The sequence below is a fragment of the Glycomyces lechevalierae genome (genome assembly GCF_027622945.1).
GTDB classification, from domain to species: domain Bacteria; phylum Actinomycetota; class Actinomycetes; order Mycobacteriales; family Micromonosporaceae; genus Glycomyces; species Glycomyces rutgersensis.
The window spans coordinates 51,173-65,836 of record NZ_JAPZVQ010000018.1; the positions used below are offsets into that span (position 1 = coordinate 51,173).

The following is a 14,664-nucleotide window of genomic DNA, read 5'->3' on the forward strand; positions in this document are numbered from 1 at the left end:
TCGAAGTGATGGTCTGCATACTTTCGCTCGTTGATCTCGAGGGCGCGGACCGCGCCGACGGCGGAACTGGTGAGGGTCGGGCAGCGGCGAAGCAGAGGAGGATCACCCAGGTCTTGGGCTGAGCGGAAGAACACTCGAACAAGGTGCGGGCCGAGTTGTCTTGATGTGGGAGCTGTCAAGGCAGACCGCGGACCAGTCGGTCTCTCCAAGTGCGTGGAGTCCGAGAGCAATATTCGGTGCAGGTAGTCCCAGACGCCGGCCTCGCAAGTCTGCTTAGCCCGGTCGATAGCGGCTCCGGTGGTTACTCAGTTCTTCGCCGCCCTGTCGAATTTCTTCGCTAGCGGAACTGCTCCAGTCTTGCCGGGTCCCATACGCGCTTGGCAAGGGCGAGCACCAGCTCTCTCCGCTCAAGCTGTTCGCCGGTACCGAACTGCTCGTAGGGTCGGAACGGGAGATCGCCGCTCTGCGCGAAGGCCCGGAATCGCGGTTGGTGCTCGTACGCTGCGGTAGTGAGGCTGGCCGCGTAGAGGTTCTGCTTCGCGTAGTGGGGTGCTTTCTCCTCGAAGGGCTTGTCCTGGAAGCTGCGATTCACATCCGCTGGAAGCAAAACCAGCCCGGCAACGTGGTTGCGCCACTGGTCGAACTCTTCACGGCTCGGGCACTCTTCGGCATACCGTTCATGCTCGTTCGCCCAGACATGCTCGATATCGCAAGCGTTCTTAGATTTGCGGTCGACGTACCTGTCGAACAGGTCGGGAAGCCCCGACTGCACCTCGGTATGCGCAGTCAACCTTGCGAGCAGGTGATAGATGTACCGCTTGCTGAACTGGTTCAGCCGGAGGTCGCGGATGCCGGATCGATTCCGGCGCGAGCTGCCTGTGAGCGAGACTTCGGTTTCGTCCTGTTCAAGTCGCTCCCGCAGCAAGTCGATCAAGTCAGGCAGTGATCGACCGCGGATCTCGCGACACAGCAACCACATCGCGTAGCTCACGTTCGAGTAGCTGACTCGGATGTAGTTGACGACGCGGCGCATCAACCAGATGTCGAGGAAGGTCGCGGTCGCTGCGAGCTTTCTGCGCACTGTCTCGTCGTCGTCTTCAGTGGACAACGATGCCAGTAGCACCGTGCTCTGCCAGGTGAACTCGTTGTGCTCGTTGTAGTAGACAGCCTCAAGGCCGGGCGTGTAGATCCGGCTTGCCTCGAGGATTCGCCGGTAGGCGCGGGCAAAGAACGGGAACTCCGCCGTCATCAGCCGTAGGTTGCCCGCAGACTCACCGGCACCAATGCGGTCAGCGTTGTCGCGGAGCCATCGGTGGAAGGTCGAGCCGATCAGCTCCCAGTCGCGGTCGACCGCGCCGGCCTTGCGCTCTCGGGTCGAATCGGCGTACTTCGCGCGCAGCCACGCCTTGACACAGGCGGCGTCCCTGTCGGAGTTCGGGTCGGGTTCCCAGGAGATGAGGTCGAGAACCGTCCGTTTCCAGGCCCGGTTCGCGTTCGAGCGGTCCTCGTCGGCTTCGATGGGAGCCAAGAGGTATGCCTTGAGCATGTCGACTGGACTGAGTGGTTTGCCGCGGTCGTTCATGGTCTCGAAGATCGAGTACGCGTGGGCGTCCGTCTCGGTGGCGATCTCGATCAATCCCACGTTGGCGATCAACCAGTAGACGAACGTCGCAAGGCCTTCGCCGAGATCCTCGGCCAGATCGAGGCTTTCCAGGTCGCGGTACCGGGCGAGGATGGTCCGGATGGACTCGTCCTTGCCGTCGGCGGTGTAGTCCTCGCCGTTGAACAGGGCCCGGAGCACCGGAACGCGTTCGGCGATGTCGAGGTTGAACTTCTTCTCGCCGTAGTCGTCCGAGTAGATCAAGGGCTCGATAGTGGAGGTCACGTCGAGTCCTCGCCGCTGTGCCTCGCGGTATAGATAGATCAGCAGCAGCGTCAGTGAGGTGACGCGCTGCTGGCCGTCGACCAGGTAGCTCTTGTTGCTGCGCTTGGTGACGATGATGGAGCCGAGGAAGTAGTCGCCGTATTCGCTCGCCGCTTTCGGCGCGTCGCCGTCCCGATAGAAGGTCGTGAACTTTGCATGCAGGTCGGAGACGAGTTCCTCGATGTTCTCGCGGTCCCATTTGTATTCACGCTGGTACTCGTCGATCGCGAACGACCGAGTCTGCAGCAGCTCCTTGATGGTGCGGTAGTGCGGGGAAATGCTGCTCACGCTCGGCGCCTCTCCGGATGGTCGGGTTCGTGTGGTTCTGATCGGCGTTGCCGGGGCAGGAGGTGCGGCGCTCCCGGGCCCGCCCACGAACCGCCCTCGGGCCACGCGACGAGTACATCAAATATGTTCTTCAGTGCTTTGATCGTCCAGGGCTCCTCTGGAGGTTGCTGGGAGACGAGCACCATGACGGCCTTGCCTCCGCGGCAGCGCATGTACGAGACTTCGAGCAGGTCTACTGCCCCCCGGCGGAAACGCCCATAGTCGAAGCCGCTCACTTCGAGGACCTCGAACACGGTGGTCACACCATCAAGCTCATACCAGGCGTCCACACCGTCCTCCTGCCCGGCCTTCCCGCCGTCGACTTTCCGGCGACGTTGCAGATCCGAGTAGATCTGCGAACGCAGGATCTCGTGGTCGGGATCCTCACGCTCCGTTTGGATCCGCTCGGTGATGTGCATCGACTCGAAGTCATCGGCAGTCATCGCCGACCATTCGACGATCTGCTCCGCATCAGCCATCGCCATATTCTTCGCTTCCTCTACCGTCACGGGGTCGGGGTTCTGTCGCATCGGTGCTGCCTGCTGACGCGGACGAACACCGGCTTCGATCTGGGAGTAGGTGAGGTCGGGCTGCCCGGTGTCGTATCCGATGACCTCCCAGCGGTCGGCACTCAGGACGAGGCCGACGCCTCGGTGCCGGATAACGCAGCGCATTCCGGGAAACTTGAAGATGCTGCCCTGTTTCAGGAAGACCGGAACCATCGCACGAAGTTCCGCCGCTGCTGTGGCCCGCAAGCCGCCGTGGTGCTGGATGAACTGTTCACACGCGTCGCCGGAGACCCGCACCCATTCAGTGGACAGGAGCTCGGGCAGCGTGAATTCGGCGAAAGGACCGTCCTTCGCGATTCGTCCGAGTTTTCGCCCCGTGTGCGGCGGGGTCGGAGCTGGAAATCCGTCGCAGTCCTCGTGCCGACACCAGCCGTCGGCGCCGGCGCTCGGATGCTCGCATTGCTCGCCGGTCCTCCGGAACCGAGTGCACCGGCCCTCCGAACGGGCCCGTTCCAACCGGAACGAGGGCGGCTCCGGGGCATCGGGCCGCAGTACACCGGGCAGGTCATCGTGATGGAGGATGGTCAGTGTCCGCGTCGCACGGGTAAGGGCGATGTAGAGTTCCTGCTCGCCCGCGTCCGATGCTGAGATGAACGCCCGCGGTTCAGCGATCAGCACATGATCGAACTCAAGCCCGCGTGCCTCCCGTCCGGTCAGTACCAAGATCGGCGAGACGGGCAGTTCCGGCGATGACCGCACCTCCAACGCTGCTCGGATCTCGGTCTCCCAGTCACGTGCCCGTGGGTTCTCGGTCCTGCCGGGCACGATGATCGCCACGCTCCGCTCCGCGCCTTCGTTTCGGAGCAGCACCGCGGCACGATCAGCTGCGGCGGCAACCGGGTCTTCCGTTCTCACGGTCGTCACCGAATCACCGTCACGCGGCAGTACGGCGACCGGAATGGCGGTCCCCGGTGACAGCCGCCTCCCCAACAGGGCCGCGAGGTCCATGATCTGAGGCGGCAGGCGGAAACCGGCCTGAAGTTCGACAACCTTTGACCGCGATCGCGGGGCAAGGGTCCGGGCGAGTTCTTCCCAGTCAAGGTACGGATACGGGGCGAGACGCTGCGCCAGGTCGCCCATGACGGTCATCGACCCACTCGAGCACCGCCGCGCCAGCTCCCGGGCCTCCATCGGTGTCACGTTCTGGGCCTCGTCGATGACAAGATGATCCCAGGCCGACTTCGGCTCGGCCCCTTGCAGCAGGTATCGAAGTTCCTGCAAGCAGACGCGGTCCTCATAGGTCCATCGTCGCCGCTTATAGCGGTCTACGCGATCGCGGAGCTGATGCAGTTCCTCCTCCGTGGCGATACCGGAGCACACTCGTCTCAGCACGACTTCACTGCGCAGCAGGCGCTGCAGCACGTCGCCTGGATTGAGCTTCGGCGTCATCACGTCGAACAGCTCGTCCCGTTCGCATTTCTCCCGGATCTTCTCCGAGTAGTCCTCCTCGATCTTCGGATGGTCACGTCGGAACACATCGTTCAGCAGTGCCACGAAGCGGCTGCGCCACCGAGCCGCCCGGTCGTTGTAAGGGGCGTCAGCGTCCATTTCCTCCGTGAAGATCTTGAGGATGCTCGCAACGGGCACCTCGATCCAGGTCCCCCTGAACGCGAGTGAGAAGACGTCGGAATTCCTACAGAAGCGCGCAACGCGCACCTCGGGGTTCGCGATGCAGTCTTCGAGGGCACGACGCAGCACTGCCGCCATGCGCGGCCCCGACTTGAACTTCCCGACCAATCCGGTGTCATGGTCGGCATCCCGTGCGTTCCACAAGTTGGGGAGGTCGTCCCGGCGTACGTCATCGACGCCCAAAGACGCGAACGCGCCGGCGAGGTACTGGACGAAACGCTGGCTGGGGCCGAGCACCAGGATCCGGTCACGGCGCAGGGGCGAACCGGTTCTGCGGAGCATTCGCGCGATCCGGGGGATCCCGACCGCTGTCTTGCCGCTGCCCGGTCCTCCTTGGACGACGAGCACCCCCTCATGCGGATCATCGACGATCTCGAGCTGCTCCCGCTGGATCGTCGCGATGATGTCGCGCATCGAACTGTCGCGTCCACGGGCCAGCTCGATCAGCAGCGGATCGATCCACTCGGTTCCACTCTCCGCCGCAGTGTCGAATCCAGCGGCGCCCGGGTCGCTGCCGAACATATCGCGAAACTGCGTGACCCTGCGGTCTCGGCAGGTGATCTCGCGCTTGAACAGCAGGCCGTTTCGTTCGCGTTCGCTCGCACGGAACCACTTCATCCCCTGGTCGGAATCCCAACCGACCACCAGGAGATCGAGATCGGGATTGCGAACAGCCTGACGACCGACATAGAACTCCTGGTTCTCGTCCGCATCCTCGTCTTCGGCTGCTTCGGAGACGACGCGGAAGAGCACCAGACTGTCCTCGGGCGAGTCGTACATGGCGTTCTTCGCGGCCCCGGCGCTGAAAAGCGCAGCGCTGGCTTTCGGCGCGCCCGCGGACGCTGCGAACTCGCCGGCCGACGGTGTCGTTCTGCGCATGTCGTCCCAGCACGCGTAGACGTGCTCGACGCCCGCCTGCTCGGCGACTATCACAGGATTGGAATCCGGTGCCACCGGAGAGTTCTGACGTGCTGGCATACGAGGAGGGGCCTTCCAAGTCGCGATTCGGAGAAGGGGCGGCTCCGGGAGGGGTTCACCGACTCCTCCGAACAGACCACTTGAAACAACGGGCTACAAGTGGGTCCACCGAGAGTGTAATCGAAGCAGTGCAGTACGTGTGATTTCGATTCCCAGCGTCATTGATCTGTCAAGATCTCCAGCGGCGGCAGGCTGTCCACGATCGCCATGGTCTCCAGACTCACCGTCACAACGCGTTTGAGCAGGTCGATGATGTAGCGCGGATCGTCGGACCAGTCGTTCGGATCGTTGACGATACCGCTGGCCTTGTCGGTGCGGACGTAGTAGCGGTCCATGATCCACTCGACGGCCGAGCGTGAGCCGATCTGGTAGCGGTCGACGGCCTCCGGGATGCCAGCGAGCGTGACGTGGGAGTTGTAGACGATCCGCGTGCGATCTTGCCTGGACGCGAATCGCATCTTGCGGTCGACGCGGTAGAGGTCGGCCCGGTCGGTCGGGGCGGCTTCGTCAATGATCTCTCGGATGCCGAGGTACGGCTCGACCGTCTCGTATGCGAGGTGCAGCTGCATGAGCCGGCTGCCCGAACGGGCAAATTCGTGGAACTGCGCGACCTTGGGGATCCGAGGCAGGGACTTCTTCAGGTCCGCTTCGAACTCCGAGCGGTACTCCGAAGAGTGCAGGATGCCGTAAACGTAGTGGAAGATGTCGTCCTTCGAGATCGAGCTGTCGCGGTAGGTCTCCTGGTAGTCCCTCAGAGCGGCGTCGGTGATGTTGTCCGCCCGAACGTACCCCTCACAGGTGTCGCCGACGGCCAGCGTGTCTGACTCCAGACGGTGATAGGTATAGCGGGCGAAAAAAGGGCCAATGCTTTTGGTACCCACCGCATGAAGGTCGGGGATCGCATCGACAGCAAGCGTCGAAAATGGCTCCTCGGAGCTGGTGCCCGTGATGTAGAAGCCGTAGTTCTCCCGGGAGACGTCGGTGAACATCTGTGCCAGCTGACCGATTCGATGGTTCAGGTCGCGGTCGAAATAGACAGCCTGGCGGTTGAATGGACGGTAGACTCCCGCGGTTATACGACTCGGGTCGAACTCGAGCCTCTTGGACTGTGCCGCCTTGGCAAGCAGACTGGAGGACCAGCTGATGCGCCCGGGATTCCCGTGGACCAGTCCCTCCACCCGCCGCACTCGTTCAGCCGCCGAGCCACTCAGAGGTCTATGGATCTCGATTTCCACAATTTGGCTATTGTAGAAATCAATCATCGACCGCATGTTCTCTGCGATCTTGGTTTCGGAGTACCCGTATACCCACGGGTCTCGGTTTGTCTGCAGTCCCGTCGTGATCAGTTGGAAGACGGGTTCCGCGTCTCCTATGGGAGTCCTGCTTCCTGCGGGACGGAATGTTTGAAACCGCTTGTTCCTCTGGTAAATCCAGTCATCGGCTCCGTCGGCATCGATCTGCCGCCAATCCAGCGCGTCCAATCCTCTTCGGCTGAGACGCGTGACCTCGTGTCCGATTATCTCGAGTTTTCGGCTTCGGCTGTGATACTCACCGATGTCTCGGTAGAAGAGGCGGCACCCATCGCCTTCGGCCGCGCTACCGCCTTTGACCAGAAGGAGCACCGCGACCCCTGCCCGGCTGCTGGAACCGAAGATCTTGCCGCCTTCCTTCCTCGAGAGCTCGCCGGCGGTCCGCTGGTTGCCTCGGAGGTTGAAGCAGTAGATCGCGTCGAACTCTTCGGTGAGGGTGCGGCGCAGACCAGCCGCGGTGTTCCCGTCAATGAAGCCGTTGTTCAGCACGAGGCAGATCACGCCGCCGTCCTCGATCCGGTCGCTCGCCCAGCGCAGTGCCCGCACGTACGAGTCATAGAGCGAGTTCTTGTTCGTGGCAGTCGACTTGGCGGCATACGTCTCGCGGATGCGTCGGTCGAGACCGGGATACTTCAGGTTCTGGTTGCCGTCGTTCTGGTTGTTCTGACCTACGGAGTACGGCGGGTTGCCGGTGATGACGATGATGCGAACGCTCTGCTGGCGGACCGCGCGCTCGGTGTTGCCGCCCAGCACGCCGTCTGCAGCCTCAGTCCGGCCTTCGTAGAGCTGGAACGTGTCGGTCAAGACCATGCCGTCGAACGGCTGGTACCCCGCTTCCCCAAACCTGCTGTGGAATGCCTCCTCGATGTTGACCGCGGCAATGTAGTAGGCGAGCAAGACGATCTCGTTCGCGTGCAGCTCATTGCGGTACTTCCTGACGAGGTCCTCGGAACGGATGAGACCCGATTGGAGGAGCCTGACGATGAAGGAGCCAGTGCCTGCGAAGGGGTCGATTACTTGGACCCCTTCGTCACTCAGCGAAGCACCGAGGTACTTCCGCAGCGCCTGGTCGGTGAGTTGGAGGATGAAGTCGACAACCTCGACCGGGGTGTAGACGATGCCGAGCCGATCGGACACCTGCGGCATGGCGTTCCTGAAGAATTGCTCGTACAGCTCCAGGAGGATCTTCTGACGCCCCTCGGGGTTGTCGATGCCTTCGATGCGAACTCGGATCTGTTCGTAGAACCGTTTCAGTTTGTCGCGCTCCGAGTCCAAGGCTTGGTCGTCAAGCGCTTCAAGCACGGTCTCCATGGCTTCAGAGACCGGGTTGTGCGTGGCGAACTCGTACTGTTCGAAGAGCGCGTCGAAGACCGGTTTCGTGATCAGATGCTGCGCGAGCATCTCGATCGCATCATGCTCTGAGATGGAGGGATTGAGGTTCGAGCGCAAAGCGGCGACGAACGTGCCGAACACTGCTCGCTTGCCCGGGAGTTCGAGGGCACTTCGAATGCGGGCCATGTGGTCGCCCGCAATGTCCGCGACCTCTTTGGCCCATTCCTTCCAGTAGACACGGGTGCCCACCTTCTGCACGATCCGTGCGTAGATGGCGTTTCGCCACTCCTCGACCGACGGCACGCCGCTCCGGGCCGCCTGCACCAGGTTCCCGAGAGCGTCCGAGTCGTAGTCGTCGTCAGCGATGTGGCCGGCCAGAATCCGATCGGAGCGGGACTTGTTGAGTCCGATCCGGTTGATTTCGGCATTGAACCGGTCGTCATGGGAGCGAAGGGCGTTCAGAACCTGCCACACCGCCTTGTAGCGCTCGTTGTCGTCGAGAGCCTCGTTCGGAGGAACGCCTTCCGGAACGGCGACAGGCAGGATGATGTACCCGTATTCCTTCCCTGGCGCCCTTCTCATGACGCGGCCCACGGCCTGGATGATGTCGATGATCGAGTTGCGAGGGTGGAGGAACAGCACCGCGTCGAGCGCCGGAACGTCCACTCCCTCGGACAGGCATCGGGCATTCGAGAGGATTCGGGCGGTCGCCTTGCCCGGATCGGCTTTCAGCCATTCGAGCGCTCTGCCGCGCTCCAGAGCGTTCATCGTTCCGTCGACATGCTCGACTTCGCAGCGGAGGCTCTCCTCGGCGGCTCCACTGAGCCGCTCGGTCACCTGCGAGAAGACTTCGGTCAGGTGCTTCGACGCGGCGATGTTCCGCGCGAAGGCGACAGCGCGCCGCATTGGCGCCTCGCCGGGACGGAACCCGCTCTCCGAAATCGAGGGGCCAAGGCGCTTGCGGAGTCCATTCCAGACTCCTATGATCTTGGCCGCGTCTGCGACATTGAGCTCCATATTGTCGTCGGCGAGTTCCATCTGCATGGTTCTTGCCGCATAGCTCGCGTCGACGGCCAAGACCAGGACCTTGTAGTCCGCGAGCAGCCCGGCTTCGACCGCTTTGCCGAAGCCCAACTCATGGAACTCGGGTCCGAACCTTGCCTCGTCGTCCATTGAACAGAGCTGGATGCTCTGCCGCTCGGCATCGGCCTTGGCGGGTTCGGTGAAGATGCGCGGTGTCGCGGTCATGTAGAGGCGCCGTTCGGCGGCGATGTAGGCCGGATCGTGGATCCGGGTGAAGTTGGACTCGTCCCGGCCGGTGAGCGCGGCACCGGTGGTGCGGTGCGCCTCGTCGCAGACGACGAGATCGAACGTCTCGAGGCCAGCGGCTTGGGCGGCTGCGATGGTGGGCAGGGACTGGTACGTGCAGAAGACCGTCGTCATGCCGGGCCCGTAGCTGCCGCCGCGGATGCGATCGAAGAGCTTCGCGGCACTCGTCGTGGCGGGCAGGGCGAGGTCGTGCACAGCCTGATCGCCGTAATCGACCTGACGAGACTGCTTGGAGACCTTCGGATCCGAGCAGACCGCGAAGGGCCGCAAGGCGGTCTCGGCCTCAGAGACCCATTCGCGCATCGTCTGCGACAGCAAGGCGATCGATGGCACCAGAACCAGCACGCTGATGGGATCCTCATGCGCGGAGGCGAGCCTTTCGGCGATCTTGAGCGAGGTCAGGGTCTTGCCGGTACCGCAGGCCATGGTGAGCCGGCCGCGGTCGTGCGTCTCGAATCCGGTGAGGACGGCTTCGGTCGCCTCTTCTTGATGCGGCATAAGCGACTTCTTGGCGTGCAGGTACTGCGGATCGAGGCGCTCTCCTGCGGCCCATGCATGCTTGGCGGCGACCTTGCCCCAGTCGATCGGGCTTGTGTCGAGTTGGGACATACCGACCCTGGTCACCTCGACCTGCTGGTCCGCGAGGGCGGCCTCGGCGTTCGGGCCCCACTTGTCGGTGCTGGACACGACTATGCGCCGGTTGATGCCCTTCTTGCCTGAGGCCGTGAAGAAGGAGTCGAGGTCGGCCTTCCGGATGACCTTGTCCGGTCCGTAGAACTTGCACTGGATCGCGCAGAACGCTTCGGATCCCGCTTCCCGCGCCACTAGATCGATACCGGTATCGGTGGCGTTGCCTTCGGCAAGGGGGGAATCGGCCCACATCCACACCTCGGAAAACTGCTGCCGCCATTGCGGGTCAGTGCGGAAGAAGGAGAGCATGAGCTGTTCGAATCGACGACCGCGCTCGGCGTTGCTCTGCGACGCAGCGCGAATGTGGTCGAGGATGTCTCGGACGGTTCCGGCCATGACGTTGCCCCCCAGAGGAAGAGACGACGCCAGACACGCCCCCGTACCTTGCGTGACGCCACAACTACATGAGGGACACTAGCGTATGGCATGCCTGTCCACAACCCTCGCTGTCGCCTGCCGACCTCCGAGGCCGACCGAGCGGCATCCGACCATTGAGGCTTGCGACGATCACCGAACTGCCGTAAATTCCTTGAAGGTCCAGGGCTGACTCCACTCCCCCTCGAAGGCGGAATCAATGTCCTCAACGTCCTCAGGCTCGTCCCCCGCTTCTCGTTCAGATTTCAAGTGGGCTGTCGGCGTGACCACTCTCCTCTCGGGCATCACTTCCACATGCGGATCGATGATCACCGCATCGAAGACGAACTCAATACTGGTGATAGTGGTCGTTTTTGTCGCTCTTGCGGTTCTCACCACGGCCGTCGCCGCTCTCCCAGTGCACGCATATATCCAGCTCTTCCGATATCGGATGCGTATTGTCAAGTCGAAATACCTGCAGGACTTGGTGATCGTTGGAGCACAATCGGACACAGGCCCAGTGCTCTCGATCGACGCTCTGTACGTCGATGTCAAATTGCAGGAGCCTCGACGGGGCGCCCAGAAACAGAAGTTCTACGGCCGCTTCGAGGATCGGCGAGGGAAGCGCTCGAGCCTCATCGATTTCCTCGGGGGCGGTGACGCCAACGTCTTTGCCATCTACGGCATGCTCGGGGCGGGAAAGTCGACGCTCTTGCGGGCGACCGCGCTGAAGCTGGCGAAGGCGCACAGTCCCTGGGCGCCCATTCCGATCCTCATCGTGCTCGCGCATCACACCAAGGACATCGTCGCCGACGAGCACATCTCGCTAATTGATGTGGTATCCAACTCGCGATGGCTCGATGCCGACTACATTCCGCGTGAGCAGATCCAGCGTTGGCTGCGGAAGCGCCGCTGCGCGATCATGCTCGACGGACTGGACGAGGTACGAGCCGAGCACCGGCCGATCGTGCTCACCTGGGCCGAGAACCTGCACGGAAGGTACCCGCGGAGCGACCTCGTCGTGACCTCGCGTGAGGCCGGATTTGAGTCGGCTCGGCTCGACGTGCGCAAGATCGTGCTGGAGGTCTGCCCGCTCACTCCGGACCAGATCAGGGCCTTCGTGACCAAATGGTATGAGGCGCTGGGCAAGTCAGGCGAGATGCGCATGTCGGAGGCGAAGTTGGAAGGCACCAGACTCCTGGGGAGTATTCTCGGCACTCCGGCGCTCCTCGAGCTCGCTTCGACTCCACTCTTGCTGCATCTCATCGTCCTCGTCCACCACTACGGGCAGCACGGTCTGCCCGCCGACCGGGACGAGCTCTACGAGGAGCTGATGGGCATGCTACTGCACGAGAGGCGGAAGCACACGAAAGGCGTCGGCCCCGTGAGCGGACTCGAACTGAAACCGAAGCGCTTGATCGCCCAGCGGCTTGCTCTCAAGTTGATGCTCGACAGGCTCGTGGACTTCGATCCGGCCTCAGTACTCGAACAGGTCATCGAGGGGACTGGTCTCGATGTCACCGTCGAGGAGTTGGTGAACGATCTGCGTGAGAACGGACTGCTTTCGAAGATCGATTCCGACACGTACGCGTTCGCCCACCTGTCATTCCAGGAGTATCTTGCGGCGCAAGAAATCTGTGCGACCGGCACGACCGATCTGCTCATCGAGCGGATCGGCGACTCTTGGTGGAAGGAGACTGCGCGCTTCGCCGCGATGCAAGGCGATGCCGACCCACTCATCGACGCGGCTCTCAAGTTGCGGTCGAGTGACGGCTGGGCGCTCGCGATTCGCCTCGAGCATGACTCCGCTGCCCGGGAGCGGCCCGTCCGCGCCGATCTGGCAGCCCGGATCGAGGCGTTCCTCGCCAAGGAGCATCCCGTTGACAGTGTTGAGCACTTCATCGTCTGCACCGAGTTGATCCGGCGCAACCTCGAACGAATCAGGGTCGAAGGCGACGATCTCATTGTCTGCGCAGAACCCGTAAAAGGTGAGTTGTTCCGCTTGTACCGAAGGGTTCAGGAGCAGCGTGGTCTCCACTTCTCAAGGCACGCCGTCGACGCCAACGGCATTGTCAGAGGCCTGTGGCCCGTCGAGGTCGAAGAGTTCCTCGGCTGGTTGAACCGATTCGAGCAGAACGGTCTCGGCTACCGCCTGCCGCGGCAGGTTGAGGCGGCCAAGTACCCGCTGCAACGTTCGCCGAGTATAGAAGCGCACGGGTTGTGGACCGATGAGGGCGGCGCCAAGCCCTTCAATCCGCTTCGGGCAGGCTCGCAGGGCTTCTCGGTTTCACGTGGCACGATCAGCGATCAGATGAAAGCGGACTGGGATTTCATGATCGGCGGTTTCGACCTGTCCGGCAGGCCCGGAACCGACTTCGCGGTCCAACAGATCAGGGACGGATTCGCCGCACTGCAGCAGGCGGTGCAAAGCGCCACGGCGACCGTTCGCGACCTGGAATCCGGGCAGCAGGGCACTGACCCGGCGGCGTCTGCAGCGACAAACCGCCGCCGGGAATACACCGATCATCTGAGTAAGAGGACCAAAGAGCTCGAATCGCTCGTCGACCAGCGGACGATCATGCTGCTCGATGTGATCGCCGTCCTCAAGGAGATCCGTCCGGCCCCACGCCCGGATCCATACGCCCAGCATGATCCGATCTACATCGCGGCGGTCGAAGACCAGATCGAGGCGTTCAAGAACACTGTCACTGCGGCTTTCACCGAATCGTTCAACTGGTACCGGAGTCGCTACCGCGCAAGGGACGCTGAGTCCGACTTGACCGCGAGGGCGGGCGCAGTGCTGCTCTCTCCGCGCCTGCCGACCCGCATGTTGAATCCGGGATCCTTGCGTGCCCACCCTCACTACCTCCACGATGCTCTGCTCGACGCGCAAATGCCGACGCGGGTCTTGCCCGGCGAAGTCCTGCCCCGACTCGGAGAGGTCAGACAGCTCTTCGACACCCCGATGCGGACCGGCAGGCGCCCCGCAGCTCCGCCAAGTCTGATCCAAGATCAGTTGAACCTTGTACAGCAAGCGCTCACGCCGATGCTCGACCGCCGTTCACCACTCGACCTCGGCACGATCGCGACCGCCCGGATCACGTTGTATGCCGCCGCCATGGTGAGCTCTGGAAGTCAGGCAGCCGGAAACCCGGATCCGCTGTGGTCCTGCATCGCCGGACTTACTGCGATCGAGGCACGCCAGACGGGCAAGTCGCCTGCGGATGAGGCGATAGCGCTCATCCGCTTCCCGCTTTCTTCTTGAGCCGACGGAACGATTCAGCCTTCGCATTGTCGGAAGACGCGCTCCTTCCTACGCCAGAGGTCGATGGCGTGTTCAACCAGCGCTTGGGTCCGAGCCGGATCGAGCCAGTCGTGGTTTTCGGGGGCCACAGCCAGGCGTGGGAGGCCGTCGAGGTGGGTGACGTGACCCAGGAGCACCGGGGTGTGCTCGGTGAAGGTCACTCGGAGCGTCGGCTCATGCCATTGCCAGGCGAAGGCCAGGGTGCGGTCCTCGATCTCGCGGTAGCCGAGGACGGGCAGGCCGTCAGTGAAGCGCAGGGTCATCCTTCGACCTCCGCCTCGTGGCGGGCCGCGTGCGACCAGATCCGGGTGGTGTGGTCGACCGCGATCCGGCGCAGGGACTTCGACCATTCGGCGCGGTAGAGGTGGAGCCGGGCGAACGGGGACCCGATCCGGTTGATGTAGCCGAGGTCTACCGCGGGTTCGGGTCCGATGCGGCGGAGTCGAACAGAGGTCGTGGAACCGCCGGCGACCTGGTAGACCTCGATCCGGCGGTGTTCGAGGGTGAAGCGGCCCAGGACGATGCGCTCAGGGTTCATGCCGCACCGCCCCAAGAGAACCCGATCAGGGTGGTGAGCACGTCCCGGAGCGAGTCGGAGCCGATCTTGGAGGCGAGGAGTTTCACCGCCGAGCGGCGCTGGGGGCATCCGTGGGCGCCCCACTTGTGGTTGCACCACTCGCAGCGGAGTCGGCCGAGACCGAAGAAGGTCCGGTAGGGCTTGTGGAGTTCGAGGTCGATTTTGACCGAGGCGGGGACGGGGTCATGGCGTACGCTGAACGAGACCACGGGAGGTTTCCTCTCTGGTAAGGGGCGGGCCGCCTAGTTCTGCCAAGATCCTGCGGCGGCCCGCCGCGTTTGTATTCGGTTGTTCTTTGGGACGCGTGATACACGCGTGCTGAAACTGTTCCACGTCTTTTC

The 14,664-nt window shown here is 62.9% G+C and carries 7 protein-coding genes; 1 reads left to right on the forward strand and 6 read right to left on the reverse strand.

What is annotated here, in order from left to right; genetic code table 11:
• Positions 1 to 337: 337 nt before the first annotated feature.
• From O2L01_RS21985 to O2L01_RS21995, 3 genes are all read right to left on the reverse strand, one after another.
• Complete coding sequence (locus tag O2L01_RS21985) at positions 338 to 2,212, reverse strand: DUF262 domain-containing protein (protein ID WP_270124184.1); 1,875 nt, start codon at positions 2,210 to 2,212, stop codon at positions 338 to 340.
• Positions 2,209 to 5,403 carry a HelD family protein gene (locus O2L01_RS21990; RefSeq protein ID WP_270124185.1) on the reverse strand — a complete coding sequence of 1,065 codons (3,195 nt, stop codon included), beginning with the start codon at positions 5,401 to 5,403 and terminating at the stop codon, positions 2,209 to 2,211. The genes O2L01_RS21985 and O2L01_RS21990 overlap by 4 nt, the downstream gene beginning before the upstream one ends.
• 182 nt (positions 5,404 to 5,585) lie before the next feature.
• On the reverse strand, positions 5,586 to 10,424 hold the full coding sequence (locus O2L01_RS21995; RefSeq protein ID WP_270124186.1) for a DEAD/DEAH box helicase: 4,839 nt from the start codon (positions 10,422 to 10,424) through the stop codon (positions 5,586 to 5,588).
• 301 nt (positions 10,425 to 10,725) lie between these two features.
• Between O2L01_RS21995 and O2L01_RS22000 the strand changes: the two genes are divergently transcribed.
• Positions 10,726 to 13,707 (forward strand): NACHT domain-containing protein, encoded by a 2,982-nt coding sequence (locus tag O2L01_RS22000; protein ID WP_270124187.1) that lies wholly within the window; start codon positions 10,726 to 10,728, stop codon positions 13,705 to 13,707.
• A gap of 14 nt (positions 13,708 to 13,721) precedes the next feature.
• Here O2L01_RS22000 and O2L01_RS22005 read toward each other — a convergent pair whose 3' ends face one another.
• From O2L01_RS22005 to O2L01_RS22015, 3 genes are read right to left on the reverse strand one after another with little or no spacing between them, the layout of a single operon-like run.
• Positions 13,722 to 14,009: a hypothetical protein gene (locus O2L01_RS22005; protein WP_270124188.1), complete on the reverse strand. Its 288-nt coding sequence runs from the start codon at positions 14,007 to 14,009 to the stop codon at positions 13,722 to 13,724.
• A complete protein-coding gene (locus O2L01_RS22010) occupies positions 14,006 to 14,284 on the reverse strand; it encodes a hypothetical protein (protein WP_270124189.1) in 279 nt (92 codons plus the stop codon). The genes O2L01_RS22005 and O2L01_RS22010 overlap by 4 nt, the downstream gene beginning before the upstream one ends.
• On the reverse strand, positions 14,281 to 14,532 hold the full coding sequence (locus O2L01_RS22015) for a hypothetical protein (protein ID WP_270124190.1): 252 nt from the start codon (positions 14,530 to 14,532) through the stop codon (positions 14,281 to 14,283). The genes O2L01_RS22010 and O2L01_RS22015 overlap by 4 nt, the downstream gene beginning before the upstream one ends.
• Positions 14,533 to 14,664: the final 132 nt, after the last annotated feature.

Coding starts and splice junctions, on each gene's coding strand:
- O2L01_RS21995 (WP_270124186.1), bottom strand. CDS start 10,424: ATGGCCGGAACCGTCCGAGACATCCTCGACCACATTCGCGCTGCGTCG.
- O2L01_RS22005 (WP_270124188.1), bottom strand. CDS start 14,009: ATGACCCTGCGCTTCACTGACGGCCTGCCCGTCCTCGGCTACCGCGAG.
- O2L01_RS22010 (WP_270124189.1), bottom strand. CDS start 14,284: ATGAACCCTGAGCGCATCGTCCTGGGCCGCTTCACCCTCGAACACCGC.